Source organism: Aurantibacter crassamenti, assembly GCF_016811105.1.
Taxonomy (GTDB): Bacteria; Bacteroidota; Bacteroidia; order Flavobacteriales; family Flavobacteriaceae; genus Aurantibacter_A; species Aurantibacter_A crassamenti.
Window position 1 is genome coordinate 871,893 of sequence record NZ_JAFBGM010000001.1, and the last position, 15,138, is coordinate 887,030.

General features: G+C 33.2%; 11 protein-coding genes and 1 tRNA gene. 6 read left to right on the top strand and 6 right to left on the bottom strand.

Features of this window, described 5'->3' with window-relative positions:
• Positions 1–6: 6 nt before the first annotated feature.
• The 3 genes from JQC67_RS03570 to JQC67_RS03580 all read left to right on the top strand — a co-directional run bounded on the left by JQC67_RS03570 (position 7) and on the right by JQC67_RS03580 (position 3,778).
• Positions 7–1,161 (top strand): glycoside hydrolase family 5 protein, encoded by a 1,155-nt coding sequence (locus JQC67_RS03570; RefSeq protein ID WP_203251493.1) that lies wholly within the window; start codon positions 7–9, stop codon positions 1,159–1,161.
• Between the two features lie 465 nt (positions 1,162–1,626).
• Complete coding sequence (locus tag JQC67_RS03575; RefSeq protein WP_203251494.1) at positions 1,627–3,297, top strand: glycoside hydrolase family 5 protein; 1,671 nt, start codon at positions 1,627–1,629, stop codon at positions 3,295–3,297.
• Between the two features lie 106 nt (positions 3,298–3,403).
• Complete coding sequence (locus JQC67_RS03580) at positions 3,404–3,778, top strand: hypothetical protein (protein ID WP_203251495.1); 375 nt, start codon at positions 3,404–3,406, stop codon at positions 3,776–3,778.
• Between the two features lie 49 nt (positions 3,779–3,827).
• On the opposite strand, the gene JQC67_RS03585 is transcribed toward JQC67_RS03580, so the two are convergent.
• Both JQC67_RS03585 and rpiB read right to left on the bottom strand, forming a co-directional pair.
• Entirely contained in the window at positions 3,828–4,268 is a 441-nt protein-coding gene (locus tag JQC67_RS03585) for a GNAT family N-acetyltransferase (protein ID WP_203251496.1), read from the bottom strand.
• A gap of 160 nt (positions 4,269–4,428) precedes the next feature.
• Complete coding sequence (rpiB, locus tag JQC67_RS03590) at positions 4,429–4,860, bottom strand: ribose 5-phosphate isomerase B (RefSeq protein ID WP_203251497.1); 432 nt, start codon at positions 4,858–4,860, stop codon at positions 4,429–4,431.
• Positions 4,861–5,441: 581 nt separating this feature from the next.
• On the opposite strand from rpiB, the gene rnr reads away from it, so the two are divergent.
• The 3 genes from rnr to JQC67_RS03605 all read left to right on the top strand — a co-directional run bounded on the left by rnr (position 5,442) and on the right by JQC67_RS03605 (position 9,076).
• Complete coding sequence (gene rnr, locus JQC67_RS03595; protein ID WP_203251498.1) at positions 5,442–7,637, top strand: ribonuclease R; 2,196 nt, start codon at positions 5,442–5,444, stop codon at positions 7,635–7,637.
• Between the two features lie 108 nt (positions 7,638–7,745).
• Positions 7,746–8,393 carry a head GIN domain-containing protein gene (locus JQC67_RS03600; protein WP_238934455.1) on the top strand — a complete coding sequence of 216 codons (648 nt, stop codon included), beginning with the start codon at positions 7,746–7,748 and terminating at the stop codon, positions 8,391–8,393.
• Positions 8,394–8,395: 2 nt separating this feature from the next.
• Positions 8,396–9,076, top strand: coding sequence for a LysE family translocator (locus JQC67_RS03605; protein WP_203251499.1), 681 nt, complete (start codon positions 8,396–8,398; stop codon positions 9,074–9,076).
• Positions 9,077–9,138: 62 nt separating this feature from the next.
• Here JQC67_RS03605 and JQC67_RS03610 read toward each other — a convergent pair.
• The 4 genes from JQC67_RS03610 to JQC67_RS03625 all read right to left on the bottom strand — a co-directional run.
• Positions 9,139–9,209, bottom strand: a tRNA-Cys gene (locus JQC67_RS03610).
• Between the two features lie 48 nt (positions 9,210–9,257).
• Positions 9,258–9,617, bottom strand: coding sequence for a dihydroneopterin aldolase (gene folB / locus JQC67_RS03615; RefSeq protein WP_203251500.1), 360 nt, complete (start codon positions 9,615–9,617; stop codon positions 9,258–9,260).
• A 91-nt stretch (positions 9,618–9,708) separates the two neighbouring features.
• Positions 9,709–10,656 carry a PorP/SprF family type IX secretion system membrane protein gene (locus JQC67_RS03620; RefSeq protein WP_203251501.1) on the bottom strand — a complete coding sequence of 316 codons (948 nt, stop codon included), beginning with the start codon at positions 10,654–10,656 and terminating at the stop codon, positions 9,709–9,711.
• Between the two features lie 23 nt (positions 10,657–10,679).
• Positions 10,680–15,138, bottom strand: a 4,459-nt coding sequence (locus JQC67_RS03625) for a T9SS type B sorting domain-containing protein (protein WP_203251502.1), incomplete at its 5' end; no start/stop codon positions are given.

A 15,138-nucleotide genomic window follows, 5' to 3' on the forward strand; every position in this document is an offset into this window, starting at 1 on the left:
TAAAAAATGAATGAGCCGTCTTCTATTAACCGTCGAGAATTTGTTAAAAAGTCTAGCCTTGCCGCAGGCGGAGTTTTAGTTTCACCTAATATTTCGTTATTAAATACTGCTTTACCAAAGAACAAATTACCGCGTTGGAAGGGCTTTAATTTTTTAAACTTTTTTTCGCCAGACCCAACAAATAATAGGGCCTTTGATGAAGAGTATTTTAAATGGATGGCTGATTGGGGTTTTGATTTTGTACGTCTGCCAATGGCTTATCCTCATTATTTAAAATTTGACAGAAGCAAGGATATTACTCCAAAAGAAATAAGAAAGATTGACCGAAAAGCAACTGATCGAATTGAAAACGTGGTTCACTTAGCACATAAACACGGACTTCATGTTAGTCTAAATTTACATAGGGCACCTGGTTTTTGTGTTAATGCAGGTTTCAATGAGCCCTACAATTTATGGACAGATGAGGAAGCGCTTGATGATTTTTGTTATCACTGGAAATTCTGGGCGAAACGATTTAAAAATGTTTCAAATGAAAAAATAAGTTTTGACCTATTAAATGAGCCATGTGTTAGAGAAGATATGAATGACCAGTTCTCTAAACGCTCGGCAATTCCAGGAGAACTTTATAGAAAATTAGCACTGGCAGCTTCAAAAGCCATAAGAAAGGCAAACCCTAATCACCTCATTATTGCAGATGGCAATAATATTGGCAGTGAAGTAATACCTGAAATTACAGATTTAAATATTGGCCAAAGCTGTAGGGGGTATAACCCAGGTATCATTTCTCATTACAAAGCGCCATGGGTTTTTAAAGATTCAACCAATTTGCCAACCCCTTTATGGCCCGGACAAGTAGGCGATCAATATTTAAGTGTTGCTATGCTTGAAGAAATGTATAAACCATGGGTAGATTTAATAAAACAAGGTGTTGGCGTTCATTGCGGTGAATGCGGATGTTATAATAAAACCCCGCATCATGTATTTTTAGCATGGTTTGAAGATTTGCTAAGAACACTTAAAAGCTATGAAATTGGTTTTGCCTTATGGGAATTTGATGGAACATTCGGAATTTTAAACTCCGGTAGAGAGGACGTTGACTATGAAGATTGGTATGGTCACAAATTAGATAGAAAGCTATTAAGCTTGTTAATGAAATATTAAGTGAACATTTCATATTCTATAAACATAAAAAAAGCCTAGTTTCTTTTTTCGATTTTTTTTTGCCCTTTTTACAAGCTAAAATCAATTAAATGGAAGGTTATCATGCTATTGAATTCTTAAAAAAAAGCCTGGTTTAATTCTAGAATTTTTTTTTCACTTTTTAAGAATAAAACCAACTAATGGAGAAAATCTAGTTTATAAATTTAATTCGTATAAATAAAGCCGTGGTTTAATAATTAGCGGCGAAGCCGCGTTTTTTTTCAAATTAACAAACTTATAGGTTTGTTCTTTATTGCCATTTTAGTCAACTCAACCCAAAGCTTACATTTCAACCAAAAAAGTCCCCTTTAAAAGTATTTTGGCCACCTAAACCCCGATAAAACAAAAATGTTTTAGACTTAGCAGTCTTTTTCTCCTAAAAAGCACTTAAATGAATTTGTGTAACTTTAAGTTAAAATCCCCATTATGAAAAAGCTTATTTTATCCGCTTTTCTTCTATTTTTTTTGATTTTATCATGTAAAAATGACGATGCTACCGTACCAAATAATCCTCCTCAAAATCAAGAAGAAGAAGAAGAAAAGGAAAATGAAGAAACAGTTGAAAATAATTTAATTCAACTAGACGGCAGACATTTGGTTGATGCTGATAAAAATCCAATCTATTTACAAGGGGTGGCTTTCAATAATTTTATATGGAACAATGCTCCCGTTCCGGAAGAACATCATACCGAAATTGATTTTCAACGGGTAAATGAAATGGGAATGAACACTATTCGGTTTTATATGAATTATAGCTTTTTTGAAGATGATTCTAATCCGTATACATATAAACAAAGTGGCTGGGATTGGATAGATCAAAATATTTCTTGGGCAAAAAAACATGGCATTTACCTCATACTTAATATGCATGCGCCACAAGGTGGTTATCAATCGCAAGGTGAGGGTGACGCGCTTTGGGATGATGTAGAAAATCAAAATCGACTTTCGGCATTATGGGTTGAAATAGCCGAGCGCTATAAAGACGAGGTGCAAATTGCAGGGTTTGGACCAGTAAATGAACCCGTACCAAGTCAATCAATGCAACAATGGAGTAGTTTGGCGCAACGGTTAATTAATGACATTCGAACTGTAAATCAAAATCATTTAATTTTTATTGAACAAGCAATTTACGTACAAGGGAATTATACTAAGGATGAGAATTTTAATTTTCCGGATGTCTCAGGAGAAAATATTATCTATGAATTTCATGGTTATGAACCTTATTTATATTCACACCAATTATTAGAATTTGCAGAGCTTGGTGATGGGGGTAAATACCCAGATGAAGATATAATAGAAGTTGATAACGCTGAATGGTATACGGCAACTTTTGACAACCCTAGTCTACCGGAAGGCAATACAGATTGGACGTTTTTTGAAGGAATAAAGTATGTTGTAAATGATACTTTAATAAAATTAGCTGCACCGTCATTAGTTGCTGCTGAAGTTAACGGTACAGTATATTTTGATGATATTGTAATTAAAGAGTTTGATGCTGACGGAAATTTTGTGCGTAACATAAATCAACTAAATCTAAACAGTTTAGAGGGTTGGTCTTTTTGGAGTCAAAATAACACAGGAAATAATGGTCTATCAACCACTGAAGGCCATGTTGATAATAGTAGTCTCTTTATAAGTGGTGTTACAAGTGATAGTAACATGAGTAATTTCAAAATTCAATTTCAAGTTAATCAAGGCTTTTCTTATCAAATTAGCGGATGGATGAAAGGCGAAAATGTTGCAAATGCCAATGGAGGTAAAATTCGTTTAGATTTTTACAAAACCAATGGTCAAATATTGTTAAGAAATAAGGCTTTTTTAGACGATTTTTTAGGTAAAATTTCTGCTTGGGCTGAATCTAAAAATTCAGTTTTATATATGGGTGAATTTGGTGCTGGTACACCTTGTTTTCAAAACGATAAAGGTGGTTTAATTTGGGTATCAGACATGTATGACCTATTAAAAAAGTATAATATTCATTTTACATATCACGCATATCATGAAGACGCTTTTGGCTTATATCTTGGTGGTGGATTACCCGATCCTAACAATGTAAATCAACCATTAATTGATTGGTTTACAAACAACTTAAATTAAAATTTTATTAAAATCACGAATTAACTTTTTTAACATAATAATCATAAAGCCTTGTTAATCAACGCTTATAATTTGTTTTTGACCACTATTTTTTTATCTTAAGGAAATGACAAAAACAGAAAAGAAAGAAAATAAAGCGTTTATTGAAAAGTCGATTATTCACCTAGAAGCAACTGGTTTTGAAAATATTAAAGCAGATGTTGAGGGATACGATATTCCTAAATCCTATTTGAGAAAAGGCAGCGACTCTAAAATTACACCAGATATTGTTGCAGAGAAAAACGGACGAAAATATTTTTTTGACCTTAGTCTTAAGTCACAAAAAACGAAGCTTTTAAAAACAAAATGGTTGTTTTTAGATGCGTTAAGTAGATTAAAATCGCATCGTTTTCAAATTATAACAACTAGAGGGCATTATAAATTTACAGATAACATGTTATCTGACATTAATTTAACGAATAAAACTCCAATAAGAATTTAAACCATTCTTTAAACAAGAACACTATTAAAAGGGTGCATAGCACCCTTTTTTATTTTTTAATCATTGCTATATGCGGAATACCATCTTCTAAGTATTCTTCACCCTCTTGATTAAAACCTAATGAATTATAAAATTTCTTTAAATAAGATTGTGCAGAAATATGAATAGTCTCTTCTCTAAATTTTTCATGAATAGCTGTAATTGATGCTTTCATTATTAGTTCGCCAAAACCATATTTCCGCTGTGTTGATTTTACCAATACTCTACCAATACTAGCTTTATCAAAATAATCGCCTGGTTTAAATATTCTTGTATAGGCTGTTATTTGGTTATTTTTAATTCCAAATACGTGCAATGCTTTTTGGTCTTTTCCGTCTATATCTTGATAAATACAATCTTGTTCAATTACAAACACCTCTGCTCTCAATTGAAGTATTTCGTATAGTTCTTCTTTTGTAAGATTGTCAAACGTTTTTACAAATATCTCCATTACTGTTCAACTGCTTATTAGTTGACTATTTCATCTCAAAAAAATAATAGTATAATTAATGTATATAAGAGCTACATCAAAAAAGGCCTGTAACTAAAAAAATAGGCGAAGCCGAAATTTTTTTTGCCTAAATACAGGTTTTAAACCAAACTCAATGTATTTATGAACAAGGAATTTTTTCTACTCTACGCTCATGTCTTCCACCTTCAAAATTTGTGTCGAAAAAAGTATTTACCATTTCAAGTGCCTGTGGTAAAGAAATAAATCGAGCTGGTAAACTTAAAATGTTGGCATCATTATGTTCACGTGCTAATTGTACAATCTCTTTTGTCCAACATAAAGCAGATCTCACTTTTTGATGTTTATTAGCCGTTATTGAAGCTCCATTACCACTTCCACAAATTATAATTCCAAAAGTTACTTTTTGATTTTCAACGTCATTTGCAACAGGATGTACGAAATCAGGATAATCAACACTATCAGTGCCATCAGTACCATGATTTATAACTTCAATACCTTTGGATTTTAACAGTCCAACTATTGCTAATTTGTATTCTGTACCAGCGTGATCGTTTCCTATTGCAACTTTCATGATTATATATAAAGGATTATGCCTCAAAGGTACAAATTGAAGCGCTACACAACAAGATTCAGTATTTTCACAACAAATATTTTAGAGTACACCACATGCGTTGTTTATTTGTCTGTAATAAGTACCATCAAAATTGTTGACAACATCCACATAAAAAATGACTTCTAAGTTTTGTCGTTAACATTTTTTTATGTCTACAAAAATTATCGATCGACAAGAAAATTAGTTCTACTTTTTTAACCCTTATTTATTCAATAAATATTTACGTCTGCTAACAATGTTTACAAATATTGTTATCAAGAAAAGTTGTTGATATCAGTTATCAATATCAGTTGATAAAATATTTAATAGTTTGATAATGAACTAGAGTACAATCTGAAAAAATGTAGATAAAGTCAAAATATGTTTCATAGCAACTATTTATTAAATTAGTTATACCTATTATGAACATACCATCATCATCACCATTTTTTAAATTTAATTAAAAGAAAAAATAGAATACTTATAATAAGTGTTGATAAGATCAAACGAGAAACGATTTGGATTTATAAATCGCTATTTTCGTACAAACAAAATCATTAATGTCAAAGAAGAAAAAGAAAGCAAGTAATCATAGAAATAATGAAATAACTAAAGGAATATTCACTGTTCTTGAAAAGGAACCTTCAAAAACCTTTAATTATAAACAAATTGCTTCAAAGTTAAAATTAGATAATACTCAAGATAGAAATCAACTGATTAAAAGATTAGGTCAGTTAAAAGAAAAAAATAGAATTCAAGAAGAAGAAAGAGGGCGTTATAAAGCGCTAGTTAGTGAAAAAACAGTTCATACGGGAATCGTAGATATGACAAGCAGAGGCAATGCTTATGTTGTTATTAAAGATTTTGAAGATGATGTTTTTGTAGCTGCAAATAGAGTAAACAGGGCTTTTCATAAAGATACCGTTGAAGTACATATTTACAATAATAAAAACGGTAAGAAATTAGAAGGTGAAATCACTAAAATTTTAGAGCGTAAGAAATCTACTTTTGTAGGAATCTTAGATATGCAAAAAACTTTTGCTTTTGTGCGACCTACCGATAGCAGGGTTTATACCGATTTTTTTATTCCTAAAGATAAAATAGGAAAAGCTCAAGACGGTGAAAAGGTAATAATTGAAATAGAGAATTGGCCTGAAGATGCTGATTCGCCAATTGCTAAAGTAATAGAGGTTTTAGGTAAACCAGGTGAGCACAATACTGAAATTCATGCAATCTTAGCTGAGTACGGATTACCATATGAATTTCCTGTAGAAGTTGAACAATTTGCTAATAGTATAGATACAAGTATTGTTGCTGAAGAAATTGCGAAAAGACGCGATATGCGTGAAACGCTTACTTTCACAATTGATCCAAAAGATGCTAAAGATTTTGATGATGCATTATCATTTGAAATTTTGGAAAATGGTAATTATGAAATAGGAATTCATATTGCTGATGTTTCACATTACTTAACTCCCGATACAATTTTAGATGACGAAGCTTACGAAAGAGCAACTTCGGTTTATTTAGTAGATAGAGTTGTACCAATGCTACCAGAAGTTTTATCTAATAATGCTTGTTCATTAAGGCCTAATGAAGAAAAATATACTTTTTCCGCAGTTTTTGAAATGGATAAAAATAACCAGATTAAGAACCAATGGTTTGGTAGAACAGTTACAAATTCAAATGAACGATTTGCCTATGAAGAAGCACAACATATTATAGAAACAGGTAATGGCGATATTCCAAAAGAAATATCAATTCGTAAAAATGCATATTCCGTTTCAAAAGAAATTGTTGAAGCAACTTTAACTTTAGATCGATTAGCAAAACAAATGCGTTCTAAGCGAATGAAACAAGGCGCTATTTCATTTGATAAAGTAGAAGTCCGCTTTGATTTGAATGAAAATAATGAACCAGAAGGAGTTTATTTTAAAGAATCAAAAGATGCAAATAAACTTATAGAAGAGTTTATGTTGTTAGCAAATAGAAAAGTTGCTGAGTTTATTGGTAAACAAACACCTAAAAAAACTTTTATCTATCGTATTCATGATGTGCCAAATGAAGATAAGTTAATAGCCTTAAACGGAATAGTTTCTCGTTTTGGTCATAAAATTGATTTGAAAGATAGAAAATCTGTGAGTGCTTCATTAAATAAACTTCTTGAAGACGTAAAAGGTAAAAAAGAGCAAAATCTTGTTGATACCTTGGCTATCAGAAGTATGAGTAAAGCAATTTATACAACTGATAATATTGGGCATTATGGATTAGCTTTTGATTATTATTCACACTTTACTTCTCCTATTCGTCGTTATCCTGATGTAATGGTACATCGATTATTACAACATTATCTTGATGGTGGAAAATCGGCAAATTCAGAACTCTATGAGAAAAAATGTAAGCATTCTTCTGATATGGAATATTTAGCCACTAGTGCTGAAAGAGATTCTACAAAGTACATGCAGATAAAATTTATGCAAGACAACAAAGACAAAGAGTTTGTTGGTGTAATTAGTGGTGTAACCGAGTGGGGAATTTATGTTGAAATAATTGAGAATAAATGCGAAGGCATGGTTAGAATACGAGATATCAAAGGGGATTATTATATCTTTGATGAAAAGCAATACGCTCTTGTTGGTGAACGTACTAAAAATACATATCAATTAGGCGATGAAGTAGTAGTAATGGTTAAAGACACTGACTTAGTCAAACGCCATTTAGATTTTGCATTACTAGGTAAATATATAGCCGAGTAATATTTGGAACATGTTTTGCATAGTTTTATGCGGATACAAATGATTCCGATTTATGAAAAACAACAAAATCAACAGATGAAGCCTTTTTTACTTGCTATAATCTTAATAATGTCAATACAAGTTGGCACCGCTCAAGAAACTAAAACTTTCAATCAATTAGGAAAGTTTACTGAGATAAAAGCTTACGACGGTCTTTCAGTAAATCTGATTAAATCAGATACTAACAAAGCTGTTGTAACTGGTGAAAACATTGGTAAAATTGCTATTGATAATAATGATGGTGTGCTAAAATTACGCATGCAAATCACAAAAATATTTAGTGGTTATCGAACTTTTGTAAATGTTTACTACACTGAACAATTGGTAACTATAGATGTTAATGAAGATGCACGAATAACTTCAGAAGATAATATTCAACAAGATTTATTAGAGTTAAAAGCACAAGAAGGTGGTGAACTTTTAATAATTGCTAATGTAGAGCAGCTATTAGTAAAGTCTGTGACCGGGGGGAAAATTCAAACTTTTGGTTCTGCAGATTTACAAGATATAGCCATCAATACAGGCGGAGTTTATGAGGGTGAAAAATTCATAACTAAATTTTCTACAATCAATGTTAATGCTGGATCAAGAGCAGAAATTTATGCAGTTGATTATGTTAAAGCCACAGTGAAAGCCGGTGGAGAGGTACTTGTTTTTGGTAACCCAGCAAAAATGGAAGAAAAGACAATCTTTGGAGGTAAAATAACAAGAATGTAAGCATGTGGGATGATATTCAGGCGGCAATACCTTTAGGCTTTATTTTAAGTTTTATGATTGGCCCTGTTTTTTTTGTACTCCTAGAAACTAGTGCTATCAAAGGTTTTCGGGCTGCACTTGCTTTTGACTTAGGAGTTATTATAGCAGATATATTATTTCTTTTAGTTGCTTATTTCAGTAGTTTTCAACTACTTGAAAACCTTAGTAATCAACCCGGTCTTTATGTTTTTGGTGGAGTAATACTATTAGTTTACGGAGCAACCATTCTTAAAAAGAAAACACCGAAAAAAGAAACTTCGAATATTGAAACACACAGTACAAACAATTATTTAGCATTATTGGTAAAAGGATTTTTACTCAACTTTATTAATATTGGTGTTTTAGTATTCTGGTTAGGTATTATTATTATAGTTGGTCCTAGTTTAGATAATGACCCAAATAGAATATTTATCTTTTTTGCAGCAATGTTAGGGGCATACTTATTTACTGATATTTTGAAAATTCTTTTAGCTAAACGATTAAAAAGAAAATTAACAAAAGAGCGAATCATTATAATAAAGAAAAGTATAGCTATTATTTTAATGATTTGTGGTTTGGTTTTGGTTACCAAAGGATTTCTTCCAAAAGACCAATTCAATATTGAAAAAGGTATTGAACGAATAGAACATATTCGTGAAGAGTAATTGGTAAAGACTTTAGTTTTTATAAAAGAAAAAGACCTCATATTGCTATGAAGTCTTTTTAGAGGCATCGTCCGGATTCGAACCGGAGTACAAGCTTTTGCAGAGCTGCGCCTAGCCACTCGGCCACGATGCCAAATTATGGTGCAAATATAAGTTCTTATTTAAGTATTAAAAAATAGAATCAATTTCTTTTTGAGCTTAAGACTACAGTTACTTTTTCAACGTCACCACCAATAGGAGGATTGATTTTAGATACATAAACCTCTACAGTATCAACCATTTGAATTTCAGTAATTATTCTGTCGATGATTCTTTTAGCCACATGTTCAAGTAATTTTGAAGCAATTTGCATTTCTTCTTTTACAATCAAGTGAATTTGAACGTAGTCAACTGTGTCTGATAAATCATCAGTAATTGAAGCTTTTGAAAGATCTGTTTCTACATTAACATCAACTGTATATTCACTACCAACAATACTTTCTTCACTTAAACAACCGTGATGTGCGTATACACGTATATTACTGACTTTTACTTTTCCCATGATTTGAATTAAGAAAGCAAATCTAGTTCAAACTTATCAGATAAGATAATACAGAATAATTAGTGTTATTGTTTTAAGTATTAAAAGAAATTTAATAAGTACATCTACAATTACTAAGCCCTTGAAATAAGTCAACACCTAGGGTAATAACGTGTGTACCAGAGCTATAACCAAGAATCTCATTTAGAATTATTTGGTAAGAATAACCAAAGTAGAAATTATTCTTTTTAAGACCTATAATAGGTGCGACATAAAGAGGGTCACCAATTTGGTCATTTAAAAAACGATAGGTAACACCTGCATAATAGTAATCTTCAAAATCGTACCAACGAAATTTTACGTTAAGGTCGGTAACAGATCTACCATCACTTTCAAATAATTGAAAGAAGATAGAAGGTTCTATTTCTAATCTACTGTTTTTGTTTTTTGTATAACGATAACCTGTATAAGCATAATAGTTTCTTAAAGCATTAGGCTCATAAATTTCATTAAAATTAGCCAGGTTTTTATTAATTATATTAGATATGTTAAGACTAAAATAGAATTTATCTTTTCTATATAAAGCACCAACATCAAAGTTATGATTGGTAGTTGCTCTATCATCAGTAACGCTAGGATCTAATGCATCGAAATTTTCAATATCTATTCGAAACTGATTAAAATTATATGATAGTCCGAAGGATAAAAACTCATCATCATATCGGTCAAGTGTTAAGTGATGGGCAAAAGAAACACGAGCTCCTCGTTGTTTTGTTTCACCATTACTATCATTATATAGAATAGCACCCAAACCAGACTGCTCACCTATACGCATATCTGCTGCTAATGATTGTGTATCAGGAGCATCTTTAATACCTACCCATTGAGTTAAACCATTAATACGTATTTTGACATGGTCACCAATACCTGCATATGAAGGTGACATTACAAATGGGTTATCAGCTAAATATTGTGATAGCTGGGGTAGCGTGAGTTCTTGTCCGCTTAGTCCGAAAACGGCTAAGAAAACAGTAACAAAGGTTATTAATTTGGTGCGCATAGTTTTAGGTTAAGTCTTGCGTGTTATCTATATAGGGTAAAATGTCCAACAAATTCTCTATCGTCTGTTTCTCCATTGAGTTTTACAACATACCAATAGTCTCCAGATGGTAGTTCAGACTGGTTGTATTTGCCATCCCAACCATTGCGGTCAATGACGTTATCTTCAACCACTCTACCATAACGATCATAAATTTTAATTAGTATTTCTGGATACTGTTCTATATTTTCTGGCATCCATCTGTCGTTAAGTCCATCGCCATCAGGAGTAAAGAAATTAGGTAATTCAATATCTATAAACTCCATAAATATATTGGCTATAACTTCACATCCGTTTTCATCGATTACACTAACAACATAAGTATCAGTACGGTTGATAAAGAAAGTGTTGTCATCACCTTGGTCTTTACCATCAAATACAAAAGTATAATTAGGTAATCCACCTTCTGCTGTTGCTGTAATTTCATTGATATTGGTTTGCTCTAATGTCAAGGTAAGTGGTTCAAAATCGACTATTTCGAAATCAATTGTTTCAAGACAACCATTTGCATGAGAAATTACAATGAAATGTGTTCCAGGTGCAATGTTTCTGAAATCTGGATTCAATTGCATATCAGATAAATCAGTAGAATCTAGAGCATACAATACATCACCTAGCACTGTTTCATCTTCTAGTGTAATATTTACGTAATTATTTGGTGTATCACCAGTACATTCATAAACCGGTTCTACTGTTGCATTTAGATTAACACCTTGATCAACAGTTAGTATCATATTAACTTCACAACCCATTGCATCTCTTACATAAACAAGATAGCTACCTGCAGCAAGATTTGTAAAATCAAATTGGTCTACAATAAAGTTGTTATTATCTCCAAAGCTAGTACTATAAGGTGCTGTACCTCCTGTTATTACTACAGTTGCAGAACCATCTTCATTGCCTGCACAAATTTCAGGTAAGGTTGTACCGGTCATTTCAAGTATTTCAGGTTCTGTAATAGTATAATGCAATTCAACAAAACATCCATTTTGATCTTGCGCTATAACTGTATAATCACCAGGCTCAAGTTCATCGAAAACATTTTCATCATCAAATTGATTTAAGTTTGGTGAAATTGAATATTGATAACCACCTGCACCACCTGAGAGTGTTACAGTAATACTCGCATCATTTTCGCCATTACAAGTAACATTTATAACCTCTTCAGTATATTCTAATACGGTAGGTTCAGTTATTATAACTTGTTGTGGTGCTGTTGTACAATCTTCACTAGTCACGTTCACCCAGTAAGTACCTGCAGCTAAATCAGTAAACTGACCAAGTGCTTGCGGACCTGCAATTAAATTACCTGGCGTAACACTATCAGAATAAAGTTCATAAAGATAGTTTCCTAATCCACCTTCAGCATCTGCATAAATTACTGCGGTTGTTTCTCCAAAGCAGTTGATACGTGCTGATGTGGTATCTAATGTTAATACTAATGGATCAATAGGATCTTCAGTAATTTCATTCGAACGTATAGCTTCACAAGTATTTATAGCATCTCTTACATAATAAGCATAGGTACCAGCAGCTAGTACACCAGCTTGCGGAAGGTTAATTGTATTGCCTACCATTGGTAAGAACGTTATATTATCTTCACTATATTCGTAAGTACCACTACCACCAGTAGCTGAAAGTTCGAATTCAACTCCAGTTGTACAAGTCAACGGACTAGTTCTTATTAATTGTGCTGTTACTTCTGTTGGGTTTTCAATTTCAACAATTGTTGTTTCAACTGAGCAACCTACATCATCAGTTACAGTAATACTATAGAATCCAGCAGCAAGATTTGGGAAAATATTACTTCCTTGCGCAACAGATACTTGTGGCGTATTTGTTCCTGCTAAATTATTATATGTATTTAATTGATAAGAATAAATCGGCGTTACATTTCTTGCTCCAACTGTTGCGGTTACACTAGCATTGTTATCGTTGTAACATGCTAAAGTAGTTGCTGCAATGGATGCTACAATTGGATCAGGTCTAATTAAAGTTATTGTGTCTGTATAGATACAAGAGAATGCATCTGAAACTTCAATAGTGTAATCACCTGCAGCTAAACCAGTAAATATAAAGGCTTCTACATTTGTTTCAGTATAACTATCCGAAGTAGTTGTATTGGTCAAGACAATTGTATAAGGGCCTTCTCCGCCTTCAGGATCTACTAATAAAGTGCCTTGATCATTTGAACAAGAAACACTTGCTTCTTGGTTAACTGTTGCTGTAATTGGTGCATCAGGAGCTAAAATGGTTATTACATTAGAGTTCTGCACACAGAAAGGCGCTTCAGTTTGTGTGATTTCAACATAATATGCACCACCAACAAGGTTTGAAATAATTAGCGGTGTACTTGTGTTTCCAGAACCAGCGAAACCAGCTATTGGATTATCATCTAAATCATATACTTGATAAGTATAACTACCAGTATAATCATTAATAGTTACACTAAAACTACCATCATCAACACCGTTATTTAAACATTCTTCATCAGTTAACTTGGTAATAACTACATCCATAATATTTGGATCAGCTATAGTGTGAGTAGTTTCTACATAACAATTAGTATCTAAGTTAGTAACTCGAATAATATAACTACCAACACCGAGTCCTGTGAATAATCCAGTACTGTTTGTAGCTGCATAAGCATTGTCTGTTCCGTTAGTTTCGTATTCTAAGTTAGGCGTTGCAGTTACAGGATTTATTGTAACATTTACCTGAATTTCAGAATCGTCACCTGGGTTACACGTAATGTCTGCAGTTGTTGTAACTGTTGCATTTGTAATTTCTACATAAGGCAAAATAACTGCCGTAGTACTTCCTAAACAGCCTTTATCATCATAAACGTTGATGGTATAGTTACCACCCGCATAATTTGTTTCAATGTAGGTTGGGTTAGAACCATTTTGAACAGTTGTAGACGTACTTGTATTAATAAACTCGTATCTCACATAGTTGTTCGACCCACCCGTTATGGCAGTTTCATCGATGCTAATAGTAGCATTGTTCGAGTTGTTACCGTTGGTACAAGCGAATTCAACCACAGTAGCATTTACATTGTCAATGATTTCTGGTTGCAGAATTACTTGGGTGATATCAACAAAACAGTCGTTAGCACCAGTAGCTCTAATGGTATATGTAATACCAGGAGTTACAAGACCTTCTAGACCTGTAAATACAGCACTTGTATTTGTTGAAGAGCTGGCAGCTATTGGATAAGTTACAGCACCAGAGGTACCAGGACCAGAGATAATTTCAAAAGTGTATGGTCCTACTCCATTATCTACTACGCTTACAGAAATTGTACCGTCATCAGCTCCATTACAAGTAACATCTGTAAAGGCATCTACATTAATAACAGGTATCACTGCAGGTTGTAATTCTTGTGTTATTGTAGTTGCACAATTGTGGTTTGCGTTTTGATCAGTAATTGTGAACACATAATCACCAACAAGCGTTAAACCTGTAAAAATTCCAGAATTGTTAGCATCATCAGCAGGGTCAGCTGCTAAAGTACCAGGATATCTTACTTCGTAATTAAAGACACCCGAGCCACCAGTTTGAGTAATAGTAATTTCACCACCAGGAGTTGCAGAACAGTCAATTGTTTTTACAACAGTTGCTAAAGGAACAATTGGTTCGTAAAGCAATTCAGCAGTAGTTGTGAATGTACAAGTCCATTGATCGGTAATCTGTACTTGGTAACTACCAGCATCTAAACCTGAGAAAATAGGACTGTTTTGAGCCGTTCCAACCGGAGTAGTATCTTTAATAAGCTGATAGGTATAATTACTACCTTGTCCACCAGTAACGCCAACAACTTGAATTTCTCCAGAGAAGTTAGTACAGTTTGGTTGATTCACTTGTAATGTTCCAGAAATAGGAGTTGGATCAGCAAGAATAATTCCACTTTGTACTTCTTGTTGACAACCGTTTTGGTCAATCACCCATGCTTCATATGTTCCAGGAGCAAGGTTTTCGAATCTTGGTGTTGTCGTGTAATCACCCGCAACAGTTGGAGCTACTGTACCAACATAATATTGGTAATCACCCCATCCACCTTGTACATCTATTATTTCAATAACACCGTCATTACCGACACAAGTAATAGGAGTTACTTCTGTGTTAGCAGTGATTGCTGCACTAGGTCCAGCGATGTTAAAGAAAGCATTGTTAACACAAGCCGGGTCAGAGTCTTGCGTAATTTGAACACGATATTCACCAGCAGGAATAGCATATGGAGCAGTTGGACCAACATTGGCCGAAGTACCTGTTGCTGAAGCAATAATAACATCATCACCTAAAGCAGCGGTACCTTGCGAATCATAGATTTGCCATGTAAAGCCTGCGCCGTAAGGGTTAACAGGGTCATTAATGGTAAAGCTTACAGAACCATTATCACCAAAACAAACAACATCAACAGTAGTTGTAGCAATTTCGAAA